We start from the raw sequence: 22,753 nt of genomic DNA, 5'->3' as shown, positions 1-22,753 counted from the left end.
ACCCTCTGTTCTACGACACACTCTCCCTGCGCGCAAACAGATCCATAATCATGGCCGGATCAGGCTCGTGCAGCAAACGCTCCAACACCTCCTCATCGGCAAGCATCTCTGCAACCTGGACCAGCAGCTTCATGTGGGTTGTATTTCGATCCACCAGCCGTACGGCAAACATAATAATGACATGCACCGGTTTGCCATCCAGCGTTTCCCATTCAAGCGCATGTGCTGTCCGCCCGATGGCAAGCGAGGTTTTGAGTACAGCGGCTGATTTGCCGTGAGGAATAGCGACATGATTCTCCAGACCCGTCTGGCCTTCTTCCTCCCTTAAATACACATCCTTGATAAAAGCCTCCTTGGAGGACAAGGCGCCGTCCTTTTCCAGCAAATCTGCCAGCTCCTCAATGGCTTCATCCTTGGTTCGTGCCTGGAGATCCAGCTTGATCAACCGTTCATTGATAATTTTGGTGATATCCATACGTCTCCTCCTTCTGGGTATGCCCGGACTTGCCGGACTGACGGGATTGTAAAATCTCTGCAAGCTCCAGAGGTGTGTTCACCCTCATAATCTGGTCATATATCCACTTGCACTTGAACAAGCTGTTTATCTCCATCAACAATTCAATGAATGGTCCGTCGTTAGAGAAAGCGATTACAATTTCAAGTTTGCCTTTTCCCGCTTCGCCCTTCGTTACATTAAAACCGACGACCGGATTGGCGGTCAGCTCACTGCGCAGCAGGAAAATGGACAAATGCTTGTTCAGCCTGGCCTCGGCAAACATTCGGTTATGCAGGTTACCGTCCGCACCTGCGGCTGTGAGTACGGATGCAAACAGCTTCCTACGGGATGTTATCTCTTCTGCCGCCTGCTCTTTTGTATTTGTTTCCATATGGAAACAAGAGGGCTGGAAGTACGCTTCGAGCAGTGAAAACGACGGCATCTTGTTGGGATCGGGAATGACCCTTTCCTCATCAAGCTTGGCCTTGATTTGACTGACATCGGTGTCATTCAGGAGTGCTGACACATACACAATCGGCAGATTCTGATGCTCCAGTTTCACGGTCGATATGATCAGATCGATATCTGCCCAATCCTCCATTTGCTTGAACCAGCTTGCTGAAATGACGTCCACGACCTCCCATTCAGGGAATGAACGATTGATCCGGCTTTTCAGCAAATGGGAGGTGCCTATTCCCGTAGAGCAGACCAGAACGACTTTTTTCTTTTTACTGTTTTTCTCAATGGACGCCTGAAAATAAAGGACCAGGTAACTGATCTCATCATCACTGAACGAGTTTAAACCGGAGGCCTCAGCAATGGGCAGCATTCCCAGGCTAACCAAGGTAAAAATCTCGGCATACTCCCTGCGAATATCCTCCAGCAGAGGATTATGAATGGCGATGTTGTATTTGAGACGGTTCAGCATCGGTTTGAAATGAATGATCAGTCCCTTATACAACTGCTCGTCTGTTGTGAGGTCACGATGAATCATTACGGACACAGTCTGAATCAATTCCCGGACCATCGCTTGGGACTGTGCACACGCCTTGTCCATCAGACCCGACAGCTCCAGGTTCAGGGAAGGCAAGCTCATGCCTGAAGAGATCAGATACTGATAGATAAAATAAATTTCTTCTCCCGGCAGCTCCAGCTCGCATTGCTCACTGATCCTTGCGGCCATATTTTTGGCAATGGCATACACACTGGGATCGGTTACCGGATGCTCAGAAACACCGTCGGCCAGGCGAAGGGCTTTGCCATTCTTCAATCTGCGGATGCAAATCAGCAGGTGAGTCAGCAGGTTGATGTAATATGGATCACCAATGGTGTACCCTAATTGCTGCTCGGTTTCTTCCAGAATGCACCGTATACCTTCTACCGGATCGGAGCCAAAATGCCTGACCAGCTCTCCTAGCGTATTGCCATCGATCCGGGCTTCATGCTCCTGTGCATGCTCCTCTTCCTGCTTCTGGTCCTCATTGACAAGCTCGTGAATCAGAGAGGCCATCGCTTTGCGGATATCGATCTCTGATCCGATAAGACGGGTCCCAAGCTGACTTTTCTCCAGCCGCAGTTGAAAAGGTGCAATTCGTTCTTCAATCGCCTTGAGATCATTCACAATCGATGCCTTACCAATAAAATATTGCTCCGACAGCTTGTTGATGGAGGTTTCCTCAGGAGAATCGTATAGCAGATTCGTCAATATTTTGATTCTTCTGGCCTCGACTGAAAGGCTGGGCACCATCTTTTTTCCAGGCATCAACTGCGTGCTTCTCAGCTCCATCGTCTGCTCCTGCGTTAATGCAAGTGCAATCCCCGTTCCCGGCTTTCGTTCAAGGTGAATCCCCCGACGATTCAAGCTGTGCTCCAACGCATTCAGTTCCCTGTAAATCGTTTTTTCAGACCAGTTCATCTGACTGGCCATTTCTTTGACCGGAACGAAATCCCGACGCTCCAACAGAAAATGCAGAATCTGATATTCTCTCGCAGATAGCGCTTTCATTAGGAAATCACTCCTTCCTTACGCCCAAAGCATAACACCCGGCCTTTTTTTGATAAATACTAAAATATGTCCATTTCATTCGGGTCAAATTAATACAGCTCCTGTTCAGCGCTATCGGAACACCTATTGATTTCGGCACAACAAAAAGGCTCCTGATCGGGTGCCCTGCCCAATTAGAAGCCTTTTTAGAAGCCTTTTTGTCTCCGTTTTCTATTCACCACTGGCTGCTCATCCTGCACCTGTCCTTCTGGCCCTGTTGCCTCGTTGCTATTGTTGCTCCAATAGAACCCGACGTCGCTAGAGCCTGCATCTGCAAGTTTCACTTCAACCAGTTGGCAAAGAACTCCCGATATCCTTCTTTCATGATCGTGCGCGAAAAAGCACCAAAGGCATACTCCCGGTTGTCTTCCGACACACTGCGCGGCGCAGCAGCAGCCATGTTCACCAGTTCAAACCAGTTATCCTCGTTGCCTGCAAAGGCATGCGTTGATCGAATGTGACCATAGCAGGCATGCTCCGGTTTCACCACCATTTTGCCCATCGCCATCGCTTCGGTCAGCGGCATTGCAAACGTATCAAAGGCAGAACAGCTCCAATACACCTTGGACGAGTTCATCAGGGTAAATACTTCATCCTGTGTCAGCGCGAATTGCAATTTTACATTGTCCGGAATGTTGTATTTCTTCATGCTTTCCTCATAGCGGCGACCGCCGAATACCATGTATACTTCCTTGTCCGGGTTCTGCCGGGCGTATTCCAGCACCAGATCCGGGCGACGATTCGCTTCATCCCGACCGATCCAGAGCACGCGATTATGCACAACCTGACTCGGGTCGTAGTGGCGGTTTGCGAGCTCTTCGCTGAAGCCAATCGGGATGACGTTCACGTCATGTACACCAAAATTGCGGCCCAGTTCCGTTTTCAAAAACTCTGTCTGCACAATTGCTTTATCCACCATCGTATAAAATGGCTTCATCATCTCGTACCCCGTCAGCGCCGGGTCGGGAAAGCTGTGCGGGAACAACACACTCTTCGGTAAAAACATCTTCAGGAACGTAAACCCGGATACGGTGTAGATGACATGCTCTATATTTTGGCTATATATCTGGTCCAGTACAATATCATAGTTCACCAGGTCGCCCTTCTCATGCTCATAACCCGGCAACCAGTCATACCCGCTGACATGGCGCTCAGGCGAGATGAACACAATCTCCACGCCCAGCTCCAGCCCGATCTGCTTCAGACGATCTGCAAATACGCGCGGGCCCTGGGCCTCCGTGAATTGAATTTTACGCATTACGAGTCCTACTTTACGCATGTTCTGCACCCCTCATTTCTATTCCCTACAACACTGCTTCATGCACTGTTCCAGCGTCTTTGCCGTCTCGTGCCGCTGGTTCCGCAGCTGTTCCTCCGGCCATACACAGTCTACACTTCTCAGATCTCCATCAATCAGACGCAGCATCCAGAGCGAGAATACAATGGCATATGCACAGTACCACCTTTTAAAAGAAACCCGGTCAACCTGAACGCTATGCCGCTCCAGCCCGTCCAGATAAACATCGATCATCCGCTCCCGCAGCTCAGACGTAACGGTTCTCGGGAACAGTGGATGTGATAGATCCACCAGATGATACACGTCCCAGAGAGCCGTATTCAGATGCGCATGCTCCCAATCGATAATTACCAGCCTGCCATTCACATTCGCCATGTTGCCGGGATGGAGATCTCCGTGACACAAAACACGAGGTAACTCCTCCTCTGCCGTATGGATTAGCGCGGCGATGTTGTGCCAATCCGATGGTGACAGCGTGATCTCCAGCTTGGACAACAAATCAGCAGTGGATTCCTTCTGCTCAAGCAGATCATCCAGCATGTCTCGGATTGGCGGTTTCTGACCCACCCGGGGCAGTTCACCCCAATCTGTAACAGATAACGTGTGCCACTCCGCCATATGTACAGCAGCAGCCAGCATCGTCTCTTCCCGCGAATCATGCACCAGTTCACCCAGATCCTCATAGATGATCCAGCTCTGTTCCGCGTCAATTTCGCAGTCTGATGCAGCAATTAATTCTGGATATATGGGCGGCAGTACAGACAGCACATGCCTGGACATCCATTGTTCACGTCCATATTGTGCGGGATTGGTCAGTGGTTTGAAAATATAACTTTCCCCGGTATGAACAGTGAAACGCTCCACATATTTACCATTCATTCCTTTGTAGAGCCGTTCCCTGCTTGTTATATATTGTTCATTCAACGTCCCTGCGGGAGTCACCCAGCGATGCGCCTGCACGTCTTCATTCACGCCATTCACCTTCCATTTCGTTCCCCAGGCTTGGAGCTGGTTCTATTCATGCTTGCCTTTGCAGACCTACATCTGCCCATGCTCCGCGCCCGTCTATCCGTTATTATTTCTATCCATCATACGTTGCCGTTCACAAGCCTGCAAGCTTTGAGCGACAGCACTTTTCGTAGCATTAAATAAGAGATTTCAAAATGGCAGTTGCAATTTAGTTAGTAATCACTTACTATAAAATCATGAAGAACAAACCTCATGTAGACAGCAAAAAGAAAGACATCCTACAAGCGGCGATGCGCTTGTTTGCAACCAAAGGCGTTGACGGCATTTCCGTCAAAGAGATCGGTGACGCCGCCGGAGTAACGGATGCGGCGATCTACAAACATTTTAAAAACAAAGATGCTGTTGCCCTTGAGGCCTTCACCCAATATTGCGCGGACTATACCGCCTTGATTGACGGGTATGTTCGCCAGGAAGGTCCGGTGCTGGAACGCTTCCGGCAACTGATTACCGAAGTTCTCCACCTGCATGATGAAGATCCCTACGGACTGCTGCTGATTTCACAAAATCATGAGATTTTCATTGAAGCTGGAAGCAGCGAGGATTACCGTCAGCCGCTTGATGCGTTGATTGATCTTATCGATCAGGGGATTATGCGAGGTGAACTACCAGATCAGGATTCACGGCTCACAGCCGTTCTGGTCATTGGTGCAATTACGCGTCTGGCCGTATCCAGTATGCAAGGTGAACTGCCAGAGCTGCTTGTTCCATACACTGGAGAGACCGTTCACCGACTCGCATCGATGTTGGGACAGGGGGCAACTAATATGGGGCAGAAGCGGGCCGAATAGCTTTGCGAAGGTTGTTCCGGTCTGTCAGGGATCAAGAGATGCATCTAATCGCCCAGTGCTCCAGTGTAAAATCATTCGTTTAAAATAGAAGCTCCGGCTTCAACTAACGTTCAGGAGGTTCCTGAACGATGGCCAGGTCATTCGTGACCTTTTCTTTTTGCACATGAGGTTAGTGTTCATTAACTAAAATAGTCAGGACGTGTCATCATGATGAAGAAAATATTAATTATTCAAGGCAACCCCGTCTCCCCCAGTTACAATGGCGCAATCGCCGAAGCCTATCGTAAAGGTGCTGTGCAGGCAGGTGCCGAGGTTCGCATGATCACCCTCAATGAGTTGGAATTTAACATGAATTTAGCCGGTGGATACCGAAATAAACTTCCCCTCGAACCCGACTTGCTGGAAGCCCAAGAGGCGATTAAATGGGCAGAGCATCTCGTATGGGTGTTTCCGATTTGGTGGGGAGGACCACCAGCTTTGTTCAAAGGATTCATCGACCGCATCTTCATGCCAGGCTATGCCTTCAAGTATCACAAAGGTAAACTTTTCCCGGATCAACTGCTCAAAGGTCGCACCGCACGCATGATCACCACCATGGATGGTCCGAACTGGTACTACAAATGGTTCCAGGGTGAACCTGCACACAAAATGATGAAGATCTCCACCTTTGCTCTAACAGGCATCAAACCTGTGCGTATAACACCTGTAGATCTGGTCGGCAAACAGTCCGAGGAACAGAGAAAGAAATGGCTGGAGAAGATTGAGCAGCTTGGGCGGAAGATGGGGTAAAAGATTTCTGCAAGAAATCCTCATCGGAAGTATAGGCTTCTCTCCAGATGTTCACCTTATAAGTTAAATCAAAAATCTGGGGATAAGCGTAATTCAAAGGTAGTCCTGTAATCCGAGTGGCGTAAGTGCAATTTTAGTTTAACTTATATCAGAAAGCAGGAAATGTGCCTATTCCCAGGTACAAAAAAGGGTTGTCCCCTACGTCTTGTTCAAGGCGTAGGGGACAACCCTTTTAGCATTCATTTTCATTATGGTCTAACGAATCTTACACACGTTAATAGCTCCATTTCCTACAAGTCTGCGGTTTAACGAATCGTAGAAACGTTATTATCCCAATCTGTATGTGCTTTCGCAGGTTTTGGCAGGTTTGCATCGGAATAACTTCACTGAAGTTCGTTACATTTTGCATTCCGCGCTAAATCGCCATTTAACGCTCACTAGGTTCGTTAGCGACTTCCACTTAGAGAGAAAAAGCCGCACGGCAGGTCAGCGTAATACGCCAATCCCCCGCCTCTAGAAAGTCGACTTCGCATCAGTAATGCAATGGAGCAACCATGGTAAGCAACCCCAATGAACAGCCATCTACAACAATACAAATAATGCATTACCCAAACGAAATACGACCCGACGGATGCTCAGGCAAAATAGCTGTAACCAACTGCTGCACAGCCGGATGATCCGACTGCAGCACCGAATCACCTGCATCTCCGCTATAAACCAGCTTGCCCTGATCCATTACGGCAATGCGATCACAGATCGTCATGGCGGCCCGAATATCATGCGTGATAAAGAGGTACGACAACCCATACGATGCTCTGAGCTCTGCCAGCAAAGATAGAATTTGTGTCTGGTGCACCATATCCAGGCTGCTGATTGATTCGTCCAGTACGATTAACTTCGGCTTGAGCGCGATAGCTCGTGCGATGTTGACTCGCTGTAATTGCCCACCGCTGAACTGGTGCGGAAGCTTAATCCCATCCTCAGGTGTAAGTCCAACCTGCTCAAGCAGTTGTCCAACCACACGCAGTTGTTCTTTTGCCGACAATTGCTCGTAATTATCCAGCGGCTCACCGATGATCTGCGCGGCAGTCATAAGCGGATTCACAGCCGAATAACAGTCCTGGAACACGACTTGCAGATCACGTCGTAATCCCTTAAGTACGGGTTTGCTGGCCCGGTATATATCCTGACCTTGAAATAAAACCTGACCCTTGCTGGGCTTTTCCAAACCAAGAATGATTTTGCCCAAGGTGCTTTTACCTGCCCCACTTGTACCCAGCAGCCCCAGACAAACACCCTTTTCAATCGTAAGCGAAATGTCTGACAGCACAGGAGGACGCGCTCCCGAACGATCCATCCAGTTGCGTTTGCCATAGCTATGGCTTACTTCACGTACCTGAAGCATCAGGTCATCCTCCTCTCTCGTACTTGGCAGAATCAATCTCCGAAGAAGCCGAAATTACACATTACCCTGTCCATTCCAACCTACGCCTACCACTCAAAATACAATTCATACCCGCTCCATATAAACACTCACTGAACAATTCAATTCATTTGTGATTCGCTATCGTCCTAAAGGCAAACTGGGCCTGGCATTTAACAACATCCGTGTATACTCATGCTGCGGGTCATCGAACAGTTGGTACACATCCGCCTGCTCCACAATTCGACCCTTCTGGATAACCGCGACTTCATCCGCCATTTGCGAGATCACACCCAGATCGTGAGAGATGAGCAAAATGGATGTGCCGTATTCCGTACGTAGCCGATCCAATTCCTGAAGCACCTTCAACTGATTCACGACATCCAGTGCCGTCGTTGGTTCGTCAGCAATTACCAAGGCGGGTCGCAGGCACATCGATATGGCAATCATCACCCGCTGTAACATACCACCACTCAGTTGGAAGGGATATCGCTTCATCAGCTTGGCTGGCTCGGGCAGGTTCATGTCTGCCAAGGCAGTAATAGCCTGCTCTCGGGCCGCTGCTTTCGACATCCCCGTGTGCGTACGCAAGGTTTCAATGAATTGAGATCCGATCGTATATACGGGTGTAAAAGCATTCATCGGATTCTGCATAATAAATCCGATATCCTTGCCCCGGATGCGCCGCATCTCCTCACCTGACAACGAGCCAAGCTCCCGTCCATTTAGACGGATGCTGCCCGACACTTCCATCCTGCGCGGATCAAGCAGATGGAGCAGCGCGTTACACGTAACGGTCTTACCGCTACCACTCTCGCCGACCAGACCGAGGACACGGCCTTTTTCCAATTCGAAATCAAGGGGCTCCAGTAACGGGACTAAACCCTCCGCTGTTCTAAGATTCACTTGCAGACCACGAACTTCGAGCACCTTCGCTGCATCATCCATCGTTACGTTCACCCCTTATATGCCTTCGGTTCCGAACCAACTACCTTTTTGCAATGCCATAACGCTCGGATAACGCTTCTCCCAAGATGTTGAACGTAATGACGACCAGCAGAATCAATGCACCCGGGTAGATCATCAACTCCGGATGACTGCGAATATAACCTGTTCCTTCATGAATCATGGCGCCCCATTCTGCATTCGGGGGTTGAATACCGAGTCCCAGGAAGGACAGTGCAGATATATCCATAATCGCCCAACCCATCTCCAGCGTACCCATCACAACGATCGGACGCTGCACGTTGGGGATGATATGTCTGCGGATAATTGTCCACGAAGAGGAACCGCTAATTCGCGCCGCTGCGATGAAGTTCCGCTCCTTCAGACTAACGACCATATTCCGGCAGATGCGTGCATAATACACCCACTGCACCATCATGAGGGCTAGAAGCACCTGCATTAGACCTGGACCAAAGATCCCCACAATGCCCAGAACCAGCACCAGATTCGGAAACGCCATAATGCCTTCACACAAGCGCATCAGCAGACTGTCCACCCAGCCACCAAGGTAACCGGAGATTGAGCCTACAATGACACCTATAAGCAAAGAAGACAGAAAGATCAGGGTCGCAAAACCGAGCGATACCCGCGCTCCATACATCAGCCTGGTGAGATTGTCGCGTCCCAGATGATCTGTTCCCAGCCAATGCTCAAGCGATGGACTCGCCAGCTTCTGTAACAGATTCACCTTCACAGGGTCATGAGGAGCAATCCATGGGGCTAATAACGCCATCACGAAAAAAAGCAATATGATCACCGAGCATATCTGGATGGCTCTCTGTCCTTTAAATACCGCACGCCATTTATTTATCAATGTTCGGCCCGTCCTTTCGCTGAAATCCGTGGGTCCATCACAAACTGCACCAGATCAACGAGCAGATTGCAACCGATGAACAGGCATGCTGCCAGAAAGACATAACATTGTATTACGGGGATATCCCGGTTAAATATCGCATCGACAAAATAACGCCCAAACCCCGGCCAGGAAAATACCTGCTCCACAATAATGGTGCCCGTGAGCAGCTTGCCCATACTCATCCCCATCCCCGTAATGAGGGGCGATATGGCGATTTTCAGGACATGTTTCAGCATGATGACTCGTTCGCGAATCCCGCGTGTTCTCGCGTACTGTACATAGGTCTCCTGCAATTGCTCCAGTACACTGGAACGCAACAATCGGGTGTAGATCGCAATAAGAATCAAGGAGAGTGTAATCGTAGGCAGAACCAGATTCTCCCACGATCCACGCCCCTCCACAGGCAGCCAGTCCAATTTCACCGAGAAAAAGAAGATCAGCAGATAACCGAGCCAGAATTGCGGAATAGATGCTCCAAAATAGGAAATGGCCCGGCTGACCATGTCAATCCAGCTATTCTTGTACACTGCGGCCAGTATTCCCAAAGGGATGCTCACCAGAGCCGATAACAACATACTCCAGAAGGCCAGTTCAGCCGTAGCCGGAAGCCTTAATTTCACTTCATCCCATACGGGTTTGTTGGTGAGATAGGAGGTGCCGAAGTCGAGCTTGGCAATCTTCTGAAGCGTATGCGCATATTGGGTTAACAAGGGCTGATCCAGTCCGAATTCATGCCGCTTTTGCGCAAGCAGCTCCGGTGTTGGATAGATATGAGCTGCTGTCAGATAAGCCTCGGCCGGATCAACTGGTGAGATATGAATAAGCGCAAAGGTAACAAGTGTAGCGATAAAAACGATAGGAATGATCGCGATCATTCGTTTACCAATATAACCGATCACCAAACGTTCCTCCCCTTTATCAAGCTACATGACCTTACCAAGGCCTTACCACTTCCAAAATTAAAGTAATTGCTACTTCTTATTGATTGCCTAATTCAATGCCCACAAACGGATTTTCATCACGGTTCGCCGGGAAAATAAAGTTGGAGATTTTCTTCTGATATACAGCTGTTTTCTTAATATAAGAGATGGGTACGATCGCCGATTGCTCCTGAAGTGTTTTCAGGATAGAGCCATATAACTCCTGGCGTTTCGTCTCGTCTGTAGATGACAGTGCTGCATGCACCTGCTCGTCCAGTTCCTTTTTCATCGGCAGCGCACTCAGGGTCTCGGAAATCCCGAATCCAGGGCTCGCTACAACGTTAATGAAGGAATGTGGATCATACGGAGCACCATAGTTGTACCAGAAATACAGGTCGAAATCATTAGCTTTCAAACGTTTGATCTGTACCGTAAGTTCCAGTCCAGTGAGGTTTACTTTAACCCCCAGCTCGCTCCACTCAGCCTGAATGGTCTCAGCCATCGCTTTCTGAATCGGGTCCGTTTTGTCAAAAATCATCTCGAAATCAAGCTGCTGACCGTCTTTCTCACGAACCGTACCACCAGCCGGTAGCTTCCAGCCCGCTTCATCCAGTAAATCTTTGGATTTCTCCACATCATACGTGATCGGTTCCAGGTTTACATTAGTGTACGGGTAGTTTTTGGATAATACCGTATCGGCTGGTTCTTCCAAACCGGAAGTGACGCCTTCAACCATCGCTTGTTTGTTAAACCCTTGCTGGAGCGCCATCCGTACTCTGACATCGGATAACTTTGGATTGGATGAGTTCAGCAGCAGACTGCGTGTGCCCACCGGATCAGACAATTGGGTCACATATTCATCGTTGTCACGAAGCTGTTGGAATGCATCCAGACTGATCACACCTTCCCCGTAGATCAGGTCGAGATCGCCTTTTTCAAAAGCAAGGACACGGGTTTCACCGTCAGGAATGATTTTGACCGTAATCTGATCTACCTTTGGTGCTGTTCCCCAATAATTCGGGTTACGTTTGAAAACAGCATATTCGTCCTGCTTGTAATCAGCCAGCATCCACGGGCCTGTTCCAATCGGCTCTTTGATACCTTGGGAAGTATCTCCATCATCCGGGAATCCAGCTTCACCCAGGAAGCGGAAAGGACGAACCACCGACAAGTCCTGAAGAACAGGATAATATGGCTCTGTGAGTGTCAGTCGGAAAGTCTGGTCATCCACAACCTCCGTCTTGTCGAGCACGCCTACAATGCCCAGCCAGCTATGTGTGTCTTTATTTTTCATCACAGCATCAAAATTCTTTTTCACGATCTCAGCATTAAATGGCGTACCATCTGAAAATTTCACACCTTGGCGAAGCTTGAATGTATATACCTTGCCGTCATCGGAGATGGTCCATGATTCTGCCAGCGCAGGTTCCAGTTTTCCGTCCTTCTGGTAACTGATTAGCGGCTCATAGAGCATGGATTGGGCAAATAATTGCGAAGGATTGTACGTGTGCGGATTCATTGTACCGATATCACGTGGCCATGACATCGTAATCGACTTCGTAGACGTTTGATCCGAAGCAGCAGATGAGGATTCATCTCCACTTCCTGTATTGCTGCAGCCCACGATAACGAATAGCAACAAGAGCATCGTTGCCAGCGTGAGGGCCGAAGATTTGCGATGTTGTACAGACATGGATGTAGAACCCCTTTTCTCTATTTCATGATAATGATTATCATATTCATCCATTAAGAATAGGCAGGAGTCCTTCTTTTGTCAACAAAATTCGATATTGTATATGTGGTTTATTAAAACAGCCAAAAAACCCTTCCTGCAGGCGGGAGGACGGGCTTCTTGACCTGATTGAGATTCATATTCAGATATGTCTCCTGACTTGCGTTTAAACTTCTACTTAAATGCACTCATAGAACTGGCAAATCACCTGCTCAGCAGGTTTACCGTCAACTTTGTATCCGTCCCTGCAATGAACATCTCAAAATCTCCCCTTCCACACATCCAGTCAAATGTAAATTCCTTAATGCTCGATATGCATTACAGCTTGCCTTCCTCACGGTCTCCTGCAATGACTTCGTCGGTCTCAATGACGTAGTTCACGATCTCTTCGACAGTGGTATAAGCTACTCCAACGTATGTGTCGGCTGCACCATAATAGATGGCAATCCGTCCGGTCTCTGCATCATGCAATGTGGCGCACGGGAAGACGACATTGTCTACAAACCCTTGCTCCTCGTACCACTTTTCCGGTGTCAGTACAAAGTTGGAGGAACGATATTTTACTTTCGATGGCTCCTCCAGATCCAGAATGACCACACCCATGCTGTAGACAAAACCATTACAAGTCCCGGTTACGCCGTGGTAGAACATCAGCCAGCCTTCGGACGTTTCGATCGGTGCCGGACCGCCGCCAATTTTGACCGACTGCCACCAGCCCTGACCGCCTTTGCTCATGACATGACGGTGCTTGCCCCAGTACACGAGATCCGGACTTTCGCTCAGAAAAATATCCCCGAACGGCGTATGTCCACTGTCGCTTGGTCTGGACAACATCACATAGTTATCATTCATTTTGCGCGGGAACAACACGCCATTACGGTTAAACGGCAGCATCGGGTTTTCGAGACGGACAAACGTTTTGAAATCCTCGGTCTTTGCCAGACCCAGCGCAGCACCGTAGAAATCGGTACACCAGATGATGTAATACGTATCTTCCACTTTCACCAGACGTGGGTCGTATGCATAGTTCGGCATGAAGGGATCGCCCTTCTCATCCACAAAAGTAATACGTTCCTCTTCAATTTTCCACTCCAGACCATCCTCACTCGATCCCATGTGCAGGTGTGGGCGGCCATTGATCGTTTCTGCGCGGAATACTCCGATGAATTTCCCTTCATAAGGAATCACTGCACTGTTGAAAATACGGGCAACTCCTTTGATCGGGTTACGCGGCACAATCGGGTTGGCGGAGTGTCTCCATACTGGACCTTCCGTTCCCTCCGGTTTATCCTCCCAAGGCATATTCGGCAATGCATCTCCAACAATGTGTACGTTTTTCGTACCAACAACTGTCATCGTTTCATTTCTCCCTTCGTTTTTTATTTAACAGAGCCTTGTGCGAAGCCGTTGTAGATGTACTTCTGTAGCAGCAGGAAGATGATCATCGTTGGAATGATGGCGATCATGATGCCGGCGCTGATGACTTCCCACTGTGATCCGAACGGCCCCTTGAATTTGAAAAGAGCCGTGGATATGACCTGCAAGTCTGTCTTGGGCATGTACAGGAATGGTGTGTAAAAATCGTTGTAGATGTTGACACCCTTCACGATAATGACCGTTACAATCGCCGGTTTCAGGAGTGGCAGAATGATTCTCCAATAGATCGTGAAGTAGGAAGCGCCATCCAGCATGGCGGATTCATCCAATGCGTTTGAGATGGAACCCAGAAATTGCAGGAAGATATATACCGCGATGATATCTGTACCGAGGTACATCACAATGGCTGCCCAACGGGTATTGAACAGGTCGAGCGCATTGATGATCTGGAATGTAGCGACTTGCGTCGTCACACTTGGAATGAGGGTAGCGAGCAGAAATGCGGCGACCATGATCTTTTTGCCTTTGAATTTGAACCGATCAAGCACATACGCAATCATGGAACCCGTTAAAGTGGCACCCACGATGGAGATGATCAGGATGATAATCGTATTTTTAAAACCGACCAGCATGTTGCCGTCCACAAAAGCCTTGGTATAGTTTGCAAAGTTCAGCCAGTTGGCTGGTGGGGCAAGCGGACTGCTGGTCGCGTACTCTGCATTGGTTTTGAGTGATGCAAACAGCACCACAACGATGGGTACAAGTGCAATGAACGCTGCGAGAATGAGTGAAGCATATTTAAATATGCTCGCAAGAGTGTATTTGAATGGTTGCACGTTCATTCCTCCCCTTTCATGGTGACACGCTGAACCAGCGTAACAAGAATGACGATAAACAGCAGCACAACAGCCATTGCCGATGCCAAGCCCAGCTTGCCGTATTTGAATGCGAGGTGAACCGTCTGGATGACAAATGTCTCACTACCGTTGGAACCATCGGTCATAATATATGGAATATCGAACGCACTGATTGCGCCGCTAATCGCCAAAATCAGGTTGAGCTGCAGGATGCGCGTAATGCTCGGCAGGATGATATGGCGGAACTGCTGCCAGCGATTGGCCCCGTCAATATCTGACGCTTCATAGACATCTTTTTGGATGGAAGAGATCGCACCCAGGAAGATGATGAAGTTAAAGCCCATGTATCTCCATACCGATGCGCCTGCGAGCGACACGTTAATAATATTCGGATTCCCAAGCCAGAGCTGAGTGTATTGTCCAAGCCCTACGGCCTGCATGAGTGTATCGAGGGTACCATCCGGTTTGAAGAAAAAGAGGAAGATAAATCCGATGGCTACGCCATTCAGCAGATAGGGGAAAAACAATATGCCTTTGAAAAAGTTTTTGCCGCGGATTTTGAAGCTCAGAATTGTTGCAAAGTAGAGGGCCAGACCCATTTGTACGAATGTGGCTACAAAATAATACAAACTGACAATAAACACTTTAAAATATTCAGGGTCACTGAATATCCGCGTGTAGTTTTCAAATCCGACATAGTCAAACCTTTTGCTGTATCCGTTCCAATCGGTGAAGCTGTATTGGAACATGTTAATGACAGGTAAATAAGCAAACGTGAACAGCAGTGCCAGTGGAATGATCGAGAAGGCACAGATGATAAATATGCGTTGCGCTGAGTAGCCCCAGTTCGAAATCTTCAAGTATTTCATGCTCTCCACACCTCCAAGCGGTTCTGCCGCTTTTATATCGAAAGACTCCAGTCCAAATCACAAATGATGTTAAATAATCAACCACCAAAGGTGGCATTTTACATCTGATTTTTCCTGCATCCAGATGCAAAATACCGTACCAAAAGAGAAATTCTCTCCCCTCAGCCAGGGCGTTCTGCCTGGCATCATTTCAGCGGTGGTCGGACACTGGTAGCACCTTTACAGATCGATGTATACCCATAATCTGCTTATTTCGTCAGTTCTGTCCGTGCTTTAACCCATTTGTCATTCAGATCCTTCATAATGTCGTCGTACGATTCGCTGCGATTACCGATGGCAGCTTCGATAATGCGTTTCTTGAAGTCAGGCTGCCAGAGGCCAATCTCGCCTTCGTTGTCGATTTTGTCAACCAGACCTTCCTGTCCTTCTTTGGCAGGAGTCAGTGTGGAGAATGTAACGTCTTTGTATTGATCCAAAATCGGTGGCAATTCCGCATTTTTGTCTGCGCTCATGCCCCCGCCTTGCTCAACCGCGTAATTCGATTTCGCCAGGAACCAGTCAATCCAAGCTTTAGCAGCAGGTTTGTTCTCGCTGTTCACGTTCATGCCGATGTTGTAGTCTGCTGCGAGCGGAACGACCACATCACTTGCATTCGTAGGAAATGGCAAGAATCCGATATTATCTGGTGTATCCGTCAAGCCTTGAATTTGGGTAATTGCCCATGATCCAAGTGCCATCGTTGCAATTTTCCCGTTCGCCAGATCAGCCTTGGAGCTTTCCCAGTCGGTTGTGGTCGGATCTTTCTCAATCAGGCCATTCTTGGCTGCATCATAAAGCACTTTGTATAATTCATAGTGCGGCTTGCCAGCCACAAAGTTTTCATCCGTGTTCGGTTGATCAATGTTTACGTAGTCCACACTGCCTGCAACCGTCGGCAGATCTGCTTCCCATTGTGTCAAAGCCCAACCGGAGGCATAGTTGGTGTACAGTGGAATGGCGGCTGTATTGTCTTTCACCAGTTGGAGTGCAGCCTGAAATTGCTCAGGTGTTTTGGGAACTTCCGCAATGCCAGCATCCTTGAACACCTGCTTGTTATAGATGATGCCGGAGAACGTGATAACGGTTGGAATACCATAGACTTGGCCGTCAACCATACGCTCTTCAATGGCTGTGTACTTATCTTTCAACTCATCGTACGTGCCCAACGGTTCGAAAAAGTCCGGAATGTCCGCAATCGGTACGCTGGTGGGGATCATCAGCACGTCACCATAATCTTTGGTGCTCATACGAATCTTCACTTGTCCCTCATAGTCAGCCAGCGCCTGGAAGTTTACTTTGACATCCGGGTATTCTTTATTGAACTCCACAGCATAGTCTTTAAATACCGTATCAACAATATCTGTACGCTGCGTGAGAACGGTGATCTCGCCCTTGATATCTGCAGGATCTGTACTGATTTCCTCTCCTGCCTGCGAGGATCCACCTCCAGAAGAGCATGCTGCGAGCAGAGAAGTGATGAGCAGCATGGTGAGCAGCACCATCCAACCTTTGTTTTTATTCAATTGATTTGACCCCTTTCTTAAGTTAATTTAAGTTATCGTTAAGGTTACAAAATGAATTTTATTATGGTAACGCTTACCTGTCAATTAAATTATTTATTACTTAACAACAAGTTTTTATCCCCGGACGCGTTGACAATGCTTTTTCCCGACACTAGTATTATAAAATAAAGTTAACGTTAACTTAATTAAACTTTATCCCTGCACTTTGAAGGAGCGCTCACTTATGACTCACATCAATGACATCAAAACTGAAATAAAAGAACACTGGGAAGGTCATATTCTGCCATTCTGGTCTGCCCTCAAAGATCATAACAACGGCGGATTCTATGGTTGGGTTGGCAATGACCTTCAGGTCGATCCACTCGCTCCCAAAGGCGGAATCGCCACGGCACGACAATTATGGTCCTTTGCAGCTGCCTACCGGGTAACCGGAAATGAAATCTGGCGTGATCACGCTGAACATGCTTACCGTTTCCTTGTGGATCATGTGATGGATACGGAATATGGCGGCATGTACTGGATGGTCCACGCCAATGGAGAACCAATGGACACAAGCAAACATGTGTATACGCAATCCTTCGGCGTCTACTCATTGAGTGAGTACTATCGTGCCACCGGGGATGCAGCTGCTTTGGAACTTGCGAAAACGCTTTTTGCTCTGATTGAGGATCGAGGGCTGAATGCCGAACTACCTGCATATAAGGAACAATTTGACCGCCTTTGGAAGGAACAACCCAATGAAATGCTGAGCGAAAATGGTGTGATTGCGGATTACACGATGAATACGCATATTCACGTGTTGGAGGCCTATACCACGCTCTACCGAGTGTGGCCAGATCCGCAGGTGAAGACGGCGCTGGAACGCCTGCTCGGCATCTTATATGAACGAGTGTATGACAAGGACACAAAGTTTCTCGGTGTATTTTTCAACAAGGATTGGCAATCCATCATCGATCTGCGCTCATTCGGGCATGACATTGAGGCCAGCTGGCTGATAGACGAAACGTTAAAAGTGCTGGGCTTGGACCAACACCCGGAGTATTCCGCGATGGTTACGGATATTGCCTATAACATTTCCAATGTGGCAGTACAGGACGATGGCTCCCTGATGAATGAACAAGAGGGCGATCATGTGGATGAGAAGCGAATATGGTGGGTTCAGGCCGAGGCAATGGTCGGATTTTATAATGCTTATGAGCGTACAGGTGACCCTTTGTTTTTGGAGAGAGTAGAACGCTTGTGGACCTATACGAAGGAACATATTGTCGATCACCGAGCTGGCGGGGAATGGTACTGGTCGGTAGACGGGGACGGCACGCCGGATCAAAGCGAAATCGCCGGACCTTGGAAATGCCCGTATCACAACAGCAGGTTTTGTATTGAACTAATGGAGAGGATGGGATAGTGATGATACACCCCAAATACAATGAATTGTTGGAGCAACAGGAGCAGCTGCTTACACGCCAAAATGAAATTGATCCTTCCTTCTACAACGGCGTATATGATCGGTACCGTTATCCGGTAATCACGCGCCATCATGTACCGCTGCACTGGAGATTTGATCTGGACGAAACGACGAATCCCCACTTCATGGAGCGTCTGGGCATTAACGCTACGCTTAATCCGGGCGCCATCTATTTCAATGGCAAATACGTGGTGGTCATCCGTACCGAAGGATTAGACCGTAAATCCTTCTTCGCTCTAGCTGAAAGTGATAACGGCATCGACGGATTTCGCTTCACAGGCAAACCATTAGTGTGGGAAGATATCGATGCTGACGAAACCAACCAGTATGATATGCGATTGGTTCAGCATGAAGATGGCTGGATTTATGGCATCTACTGCTCGGAGCGCAAAGACCCGGGAGCTCCGGCATTTGATACATCCAGTGCCGTAGCCCAGGCTGGGCTTGTGCGGACACGTGATCTGGTCAGCTGGGAGCGTCTACCCAACATCAAGACCAACTCCCCTCAACAGCGAAATGTTGTACTGCACCCCGAATTTGTAAAGGGTAAATATGCCTTCTACACCCGTCCACAAGACGGATTCATCTCCACAGGCAGCGGTGGCGGGATTGCCTTTGGTCTGTGCGATGATATCCTGAATCCAGTGATTGAGGAAGAGACAATCATCGATGAACGGAAATACCATACTGTATACGAAGTGAAAAATGGCCAGGGCCCTGCTCCGCTCAAAACGGATCGCGGCTGGATTCACATTGCCCACGGGGTTCGCAATACGGCAGCGGGCCTTCGTTATGTGCTGTACACGTTCGCTACGGATCTGAATGATCCCGCATGCATCATCGCCAAGCCGGGTGGGCATTTCATTGCTCCTTATGACGACGAGCGTGTGGGCGATGTGTCCAATGTTATCTTTTGCAACGGTGCAGTGGTCAACGAACAGGGTGAGGTTTTCATTTATTATGCATCCAGCGATACGCGCTGTCATGTGGCGGCCACAACGCTTGATCAATTGATTGATTACACCTTCAATACCCCGGCCGATCCGTATCGTTCCCTGGATTGCGCCAGCCAGCGCAGTGACCTGATTGAGCGGAATGAGAAGCTTCTCCAAAAGCAATTGGTATAAACCGACGATCAGCGTTCAGGCGGAAAATGCAGCATGCTGAAAAATTAGCGCAGCGCTAACCAGAATTTCTTTATTCCATGTAGGTAACGATGTATACTAATATGGATTGTTGTTATGTTTGAAGGAAGCGTTAACCATAATGACAGCACATTGTACGTAAACCGGCTTGAAGGAGGCGACCAAAGCTGAAGAACAATATCACCATGCGGGATATCGCCGACAAGCTCGGAGTTAGCAGTGTGACGGTCTCGAAAGCATTAAACGACAAAGATGGCGTCAGTGGCGAATTGAAGGAAAAAATTAAAGTGCTTGCCGTTCAGATGGGCTATCGGTATAACGCCGCGGCTCGTTCGATGAAGGAAGGCTTAACTCATAATATTGGTGTTATTATCCCGGAGCGGTTTACCGGACCTACACAATCGTTCTATGTACGTGTATTCCAGCGCATCACCAAACATCTGGAGGATCAGGGATACTACGGCATTCTGCATATTCTGAATGTGGAGGATGAAGAGGAATTAATCCTGCCAAAGCTCTATAGTGACAACAAAGTGGATGGTTTCATTGTGCTTGGACAAGTCAGCAAGGAATATATCGAGCTGGTCCAGTCGATGGAGGTACCTAAAATGTTTCTCGATTTCTACGATGAGCATTCTGATATCGACTCTGTCGTAACCGATAACTTTTACGCTGCCTATGAGCTGACAAACGTTCTGGTACAGCAGGGACACCGCCACATCGCTTATGTGGGGAATCTCTATTCGACAAGCAGCATTCAGGACCGGTTCCTCGGTTATTACAAATCATTGCTGGAGCATCGGTTGCCGATGAATCCGGATCTCGTGCTTAATGACCGCGATGAGCGAGGTACGTTTATTGAAATTGATCTGCCAGAGCAGCTGCCTACGGCTTTTGTATGCAACTGTGATCAGGTGGCCCATCTGCTTGTTCAAAAACTGACTTCACTGGGTATTCAGGTGCCTGCACAATGCTCTGTGGTTGGGTTCGATAATGATATCTATGCCACACTCTCCGAGCCCAAATTAACGACGGTTGAGGTCGATGTGGAACAGATGGCGCGTACTGCGGTTCATTCCATGCTCAAAAAGATTGATAACCCGAGTCGCAGCTTCGGCCGCGTACACGTGAAGGGCAATATCATTTATCGTGATTCCGTGAGTGCTGCACCTGCACTTTCGGATGACGAATCTAACTAAAAAGGAACGAAGACTCTCCGTTCCACAAAAAGAGTGCTCCCGGCCATTACGGCTGCAGGAGCACTCTTTGCTTATGAAAAAACGATAACGTGGCTTAAAATCCTTGTAGGCACAGCCATTCGTTTCAACACCCGGATCCTGTTGCTGCCTAGCCTAGTAGCTCGTCTTCAGCCAGTTGTCTTTGGACCAGGATAATTTGCCTGCACCTGCTCCGCTTGAACCGGTGAGGCGTGCATTCAGCGTCGCTGGATCATCGGTAGTGTAGCTGTAAGGAAGTGTCGAGAATCCGTTCCAGGAGAAAGCTTTCACTGCGGCCGGAACCGGGCTGAGCGGACTGCCGGATGCATCACTGTTTCCACGGAATGAGCTTCCATCCAGAGAATACATCGTGTCATTCACCTGAATTTTACCTGTATACGTTGCATCGGCCGGATCGGTCTGGTTATTGCGGACCGGGAACAGTACGTCCTTGATCACGGATTTTTCGACCAGCACTGCACCATCTTCAGTGGAAATCGCTCCGTTGCTGATGATATCAAAATGATACCCTTTGGACGAAATCGCCGCTGCCATCGCAGAAGTGATTCTGGATTTGGCTGCACGCGCCCCTGTCGCATCCATCACAATATTGTAGGCATGCGCATTGCCTCCGCGCAGACGCGGCATGCGATCCTGGATATCTTTGTACAAGTTATGGTGCAGGGTTATGGACAGATTGGCATTGGCCGATTCGAAGCTGGTCGAACCTACCAGATGACCTTTTTTCTGAGGAGATGAAATGGCAATGATATCGGCTTTGCTGAGCCCAACCGCGCTGCTGCGCAGGTAGTTGTACATTGGATAGGAAGCCTTGTTCGCTTCCAACTCGTTAACCTGCTGGGTAACCCAGCTGTTTGAGCTGCCGTCATCGCCCTTGAAGGTAGACCAGGAGATGGTCACGCCGCTTGTTCCTTTTTTCGAATCAACGAGTCCGTCATAGGCTTTGTTAAATGTACAGTGATCAATCCACACACCGCTGCTCTCCTCCAGAGTGATGTAATCCCAGTCGTTCTTATCATAATCACCCTTGGTGGATTCATCCCACTCCCAGAGCTCATCAAATTCGAGGTTACGGATAATGACGTTGGAGCTTCGTTTCACGCTAATGGCAGCATGTTTGATTTTGGAACCGTTAGCGGAGAAAATAGTGAGTCCATTAAAACCGTCAATTGTAATCTTGCTTACGCCAGTCTGTTTCAATACAGGATGCGTTAAGGCATCATTGTGTTTGGCAAAAGGTGATGTCTGCGCGGCACTCGGAATTTCGTTCCACCCTAGATTCAAATCATTCATAATCTCCACCACTTTGACGCCGGAGTTCTTCTTCAACGCCAGTGCCAGGTCAGTCGCATTGTATACCTTCTTATACGTGGACGTGTTCGACTCACTGATGATGCCACCGCCCGTGTTACCTTGGGAGAATCCCGTGAGATTGTAATCTGCATTCCCTGCTGCCTGCACACTTGCAGGACCCGACATTAGTGTGATCCCCAACGTTACAGCCACGGCTGCACTGCACCAGCTTCTTAATTTTGTTTTCATCCCATTCATTCCTCCCATTTCATAATTGATAAGGCTCGTCCCTCGCTGCCATACCGTGTCATGAAGGACATGTCCTCACTGTATATTTTGAAAGCGATTACAACAATAATCTTAATCTCACATCCATGTGGAAAAACCAAATCTGGTAAGAGGTTATACTGTAATCAACTATGAATCGTATAGGTTTAACTTGGTTTCAGGATGACTACATTTCCGATATATATAGTTAAGTCCTACTTCCTGTGATAAAGTAAGAGAGCAGCAGGCAATTCCACATTGTGGATAGAGTGTATTAATAGGACAAACAGCCGCTGACTTA

General features: G+C 48.4%; 19 protein-coding genes. 5 read left to right on the top strand and 14 right to left on the bottom strand.

The features are described 5' to 3' along the window. Positions 1–10: 10 nt before the first annotated feature. The 4 genes from HW560_RS07065 to HW560_RS07050 all read right to left on the bottom strand — a co-directional run bounded on the left by HW560_RS07065 (position 11) and on the right by HW560_RS07050 (position 4,809). A complete protein-coding gene (locus tag HW560_RS07065; protein WP_090903171.1) occupies positions 11–475 on the bottom strand; it encodes a PTS sugar transporter subunit IIA in 465 nt (154 codons plus the stop codon). Then, a complete protein-coding gene (locus HW560_RS07060) occupies positions 450–2,501 on the bottom strand; it encodes a BglG family transcription antiterminator (protein WP_179262527.1) in 2,052 nt (683 codons plus the stop codon). Before HW560_RS07060 ends, HW560_RS07065 begins: the two co-directional genes overlap by 26 nt. Positions 2,502–2,820: 319 nt before the next feature. Further along, the gene (locus HW560_RS07055; RefSeq protein ID WP_063567582.1) at positions 2,821–3,819 is read right to left on the bottom strand and encodes a glycosyltransferase; all 999 of its coding nucleotides are present in this window, start codon (positions 3,817–3,819) and stop codon (positions 2,821–2,823) included. Between the two features lie 18 nt (positions 3,820–3,837). Next, on the bottom strand, positions 3,838–4,809 hold the full coding sequence (locus HW560_RS07050; protein ID WP_218834987.1) for a phosphotransferase family protein: 972 nt from the start codon (positions 4,807–4,809) through the stop codon (positions 3,838–3,840). 233 nt (positions 4,810–5,042) lie between these two features. Here HW560_RS07050 and HW560_RS07045 point away from each other — a divergent pair, with 233 nt between their 5' ends. Next, positions 5,043–5,654, top strand: a complete 612-nt coding sequence (locus tag HW560_RS07045) for a TetR/AcrR family transcriptional regulator (protein ID WP_179262525.1) — start codon at positions 5,043–5,045, stop codon at positions 5,652–5,654. A 207-nt stretch (positions 5,655–5,861) separates the two neighbouring features. After that, a complete protein-coding gene (locus HW560_RS07040) occupies positions 5,862–6,443 on the top strand; it encodes an NAD(P)H-dependent oxidoreductase (protein WP_179262523.1) in 582 nt (193 codons plus the stop codon). A 604-nt stretch (positions 6,444–7,047) separates the two neighbouring features. Here HW560_RS07040 and nikE read toward each other — a convergent pair. The 9 genes from nikE to HW560_RS06995 form a co-directional block, all read right to left on the bottom strand. After that, positions 7,048–7,848, bottom strand: coding sequence for a nickel import ATP-binding protein NikE (nikE, locus tag HW560_RS07035; protein WP_179262521.1), 801 nt, complete (start codon positions 7,846–7,848; stop codon positions 7,048–7,050). Positions 7,849–8,007: 159 nt separating this feature from the next. Then, positions 8,008–8,814: an ABC transporter ATP-binding protein gene (locus HW560_RS07030; protein WP_179262519.1), complete on the bottom strand. Its 807-nt coding sequence runs from the start codon at positions 8,812–8,814 to the stop codon at positions 8,008–8,010. A 40-nt stretch (positions 8,815–8,854) separates the two neighbouring features. After that, entirely contained in the window at positions 8,855–9,685 is an 831-nt protein-coding gene (gene nikC / locus HW560_RS07025; RefSeq protein ID WP_090903155.1) for a nickel ABC transporter permease subunit NikC, read from the bottom strand. Next, the gene (gene nikB, locus HW560_RS07020; protein ID WP_090903153.1) at positions 9,682–10,626 is read right to left on the bottom strand and encodes a nickel ABC transporter permease subunit NikB; all 945 of its coding nucleotides are present in this window, start codon (positions 10,624–10,626) and stop codon (positions 9,682–9,684) included. Before nikB ends, nikC begins: the two co-directional genes overlap by 4 nt. A 79-nt stretch (positions 10,627–10,705) precedes the next feature. Continuing rightward, positions 10,706–12,340 carry a nickel ABC transporter substrate-binding protein gene (gene nikA / locus HW560_RS07015; protein ID WP_179262517.1) on the bottom strand — a complete coding sequence of 545 codons (1,635 nt, stop codon included), beginning with the start codon at positions 12,338–12,340 and terminating at the stop codon, positions 10,706–10,708. 357 nt (positions 12,341–12,697) lie between these two features. Further along, on the bottom strand, positions 12,698–13,735 hold the full coding sequence (locus tag HW560_RS07010) for a glycoside hydrolase family 130 protein (RefSeq protein ID WP_090903149.1): 1,038 nt from the start codon (positions 13,733–13,735) through the stop codon (positions 12,698–12,700). A 23-nt stretch (positions 13,736–13,758) separates the two neighbouring features. Next, the gene (locus HW560_RS07005) at positions 13,759–14,598 is read right to left on the bottom strand and encodes a carbohydrate ABC transporter permease (RefSeq protein WP_063567578.1); all 840 of its coding nucleotides are present in this window, start codon (positions 14,596–14,598) and stop codon (positions 13,759–13,761) included. Beyond that, positions 14,595–15,482: a carbohydrate ABC transporter permease gene (locus HW560_RS07000; RefSeq protein ID WP_179262515.1), complete on the bottom strand. Its 888-nt coding sequence runs from the start codon at positions 15,480–15,482 to the stop codon at positions 14,595–14,597. The genes HW560_RS07005 and HW560_RS07000 overlap by 4 nt, the downstream gene beginning before the upstream one ends. A gap of 248 nt (positions 15,483–15,730) precedes the next feature. Then, the gene (locus HW560_RS06995; protein WP_179262513.1) at positions 15,731–17,044 is read right to left on the bottom strand and encodes an ABC transporter substrate-binding protein; all 1,314 of its coding nucleotides are present in this window, start codon (positions 17,042–17,044) and stop codon (positions 15,731–15,733) included. Between the two features lie 232 nt (positions 17,045–17,276). Here HW560_RS06995 and HW560_RS06990 point away from each other — a divergent pair, with 232 nt between their 5' ends. The 3 genes from HW560_RS06990 to HW560_RS06980 all read left to right on the top strand — a co-directional run bounded on the left by HW560_RS06990 (position 17,277) and on the right by HW560_RS06980 (position 20,853). After that, a complete protein-coding gene (locus tag HW560_RS06990; protein WP_373564992.1) occupies positions 17,277–18,449 on the top strand; it encodes an AGE family epimerase/isomerase in 1,173 nt (390 codons plus the stop codon). A gap of 2 nt (positions 18,450–18,451) precedes the next feature. After that, positions 18,452–19,636: a glycoside hydrolase family 130 protein gene (locus HW560_RS06985; protein ID WP_179262509.1), complete on the top strand. Its 1,185-nt coding sequence runs from the start codon at positions 18,452–18,454 to the stop codon at positions 19,634–19,636. Positions 19,637–19,839: 203 nt separating this feature from the next. Then, the gene (locus HW560_RS06980; RefSeq protein WP_179262507.1) at positions 19,840–20,853 is read left to right on the top strand and encodes a LacI family DNA-binding transcriptional regulator; all 1,014 of its coding nucleotides are present in this window, start codon (positions 19,840–19,842) and stop codon (positions 20,851–20,853) included. Between the two features lie 153 nt (positions 20,854–21,006). Here HW560_RS06980 and HW560_RS06975 read toward each other — a convergent pair whose 3' ends face one another. Further along, positions 21,007–22,434: a pectate lyase family protein gene (locus tag HW560_RS06975; RefSeq protein WP_179262505.1), complete on the bottom strand. Its 1,428-nt coding sequence runs from the start codon at positions 22,432–22,434 to the stop codon at positions 21,007–21,009. Positions 22,435–22,753 lie beyond the last annotated feature (319 nt).

Origin of the sequence: Paenibacillus sp. E222, from assembly GCF_013401555.1 — a bacterium.
Lineage (GTDB): Bacteria > Bacillota > Bacilli > Paenibacillales > Paenibacillaceae > Paenibacillus.
Note: the sequence above shows the minus strand (reverse complement) of the source record. Positions and strands in the feature narration are given on the sequence as shown.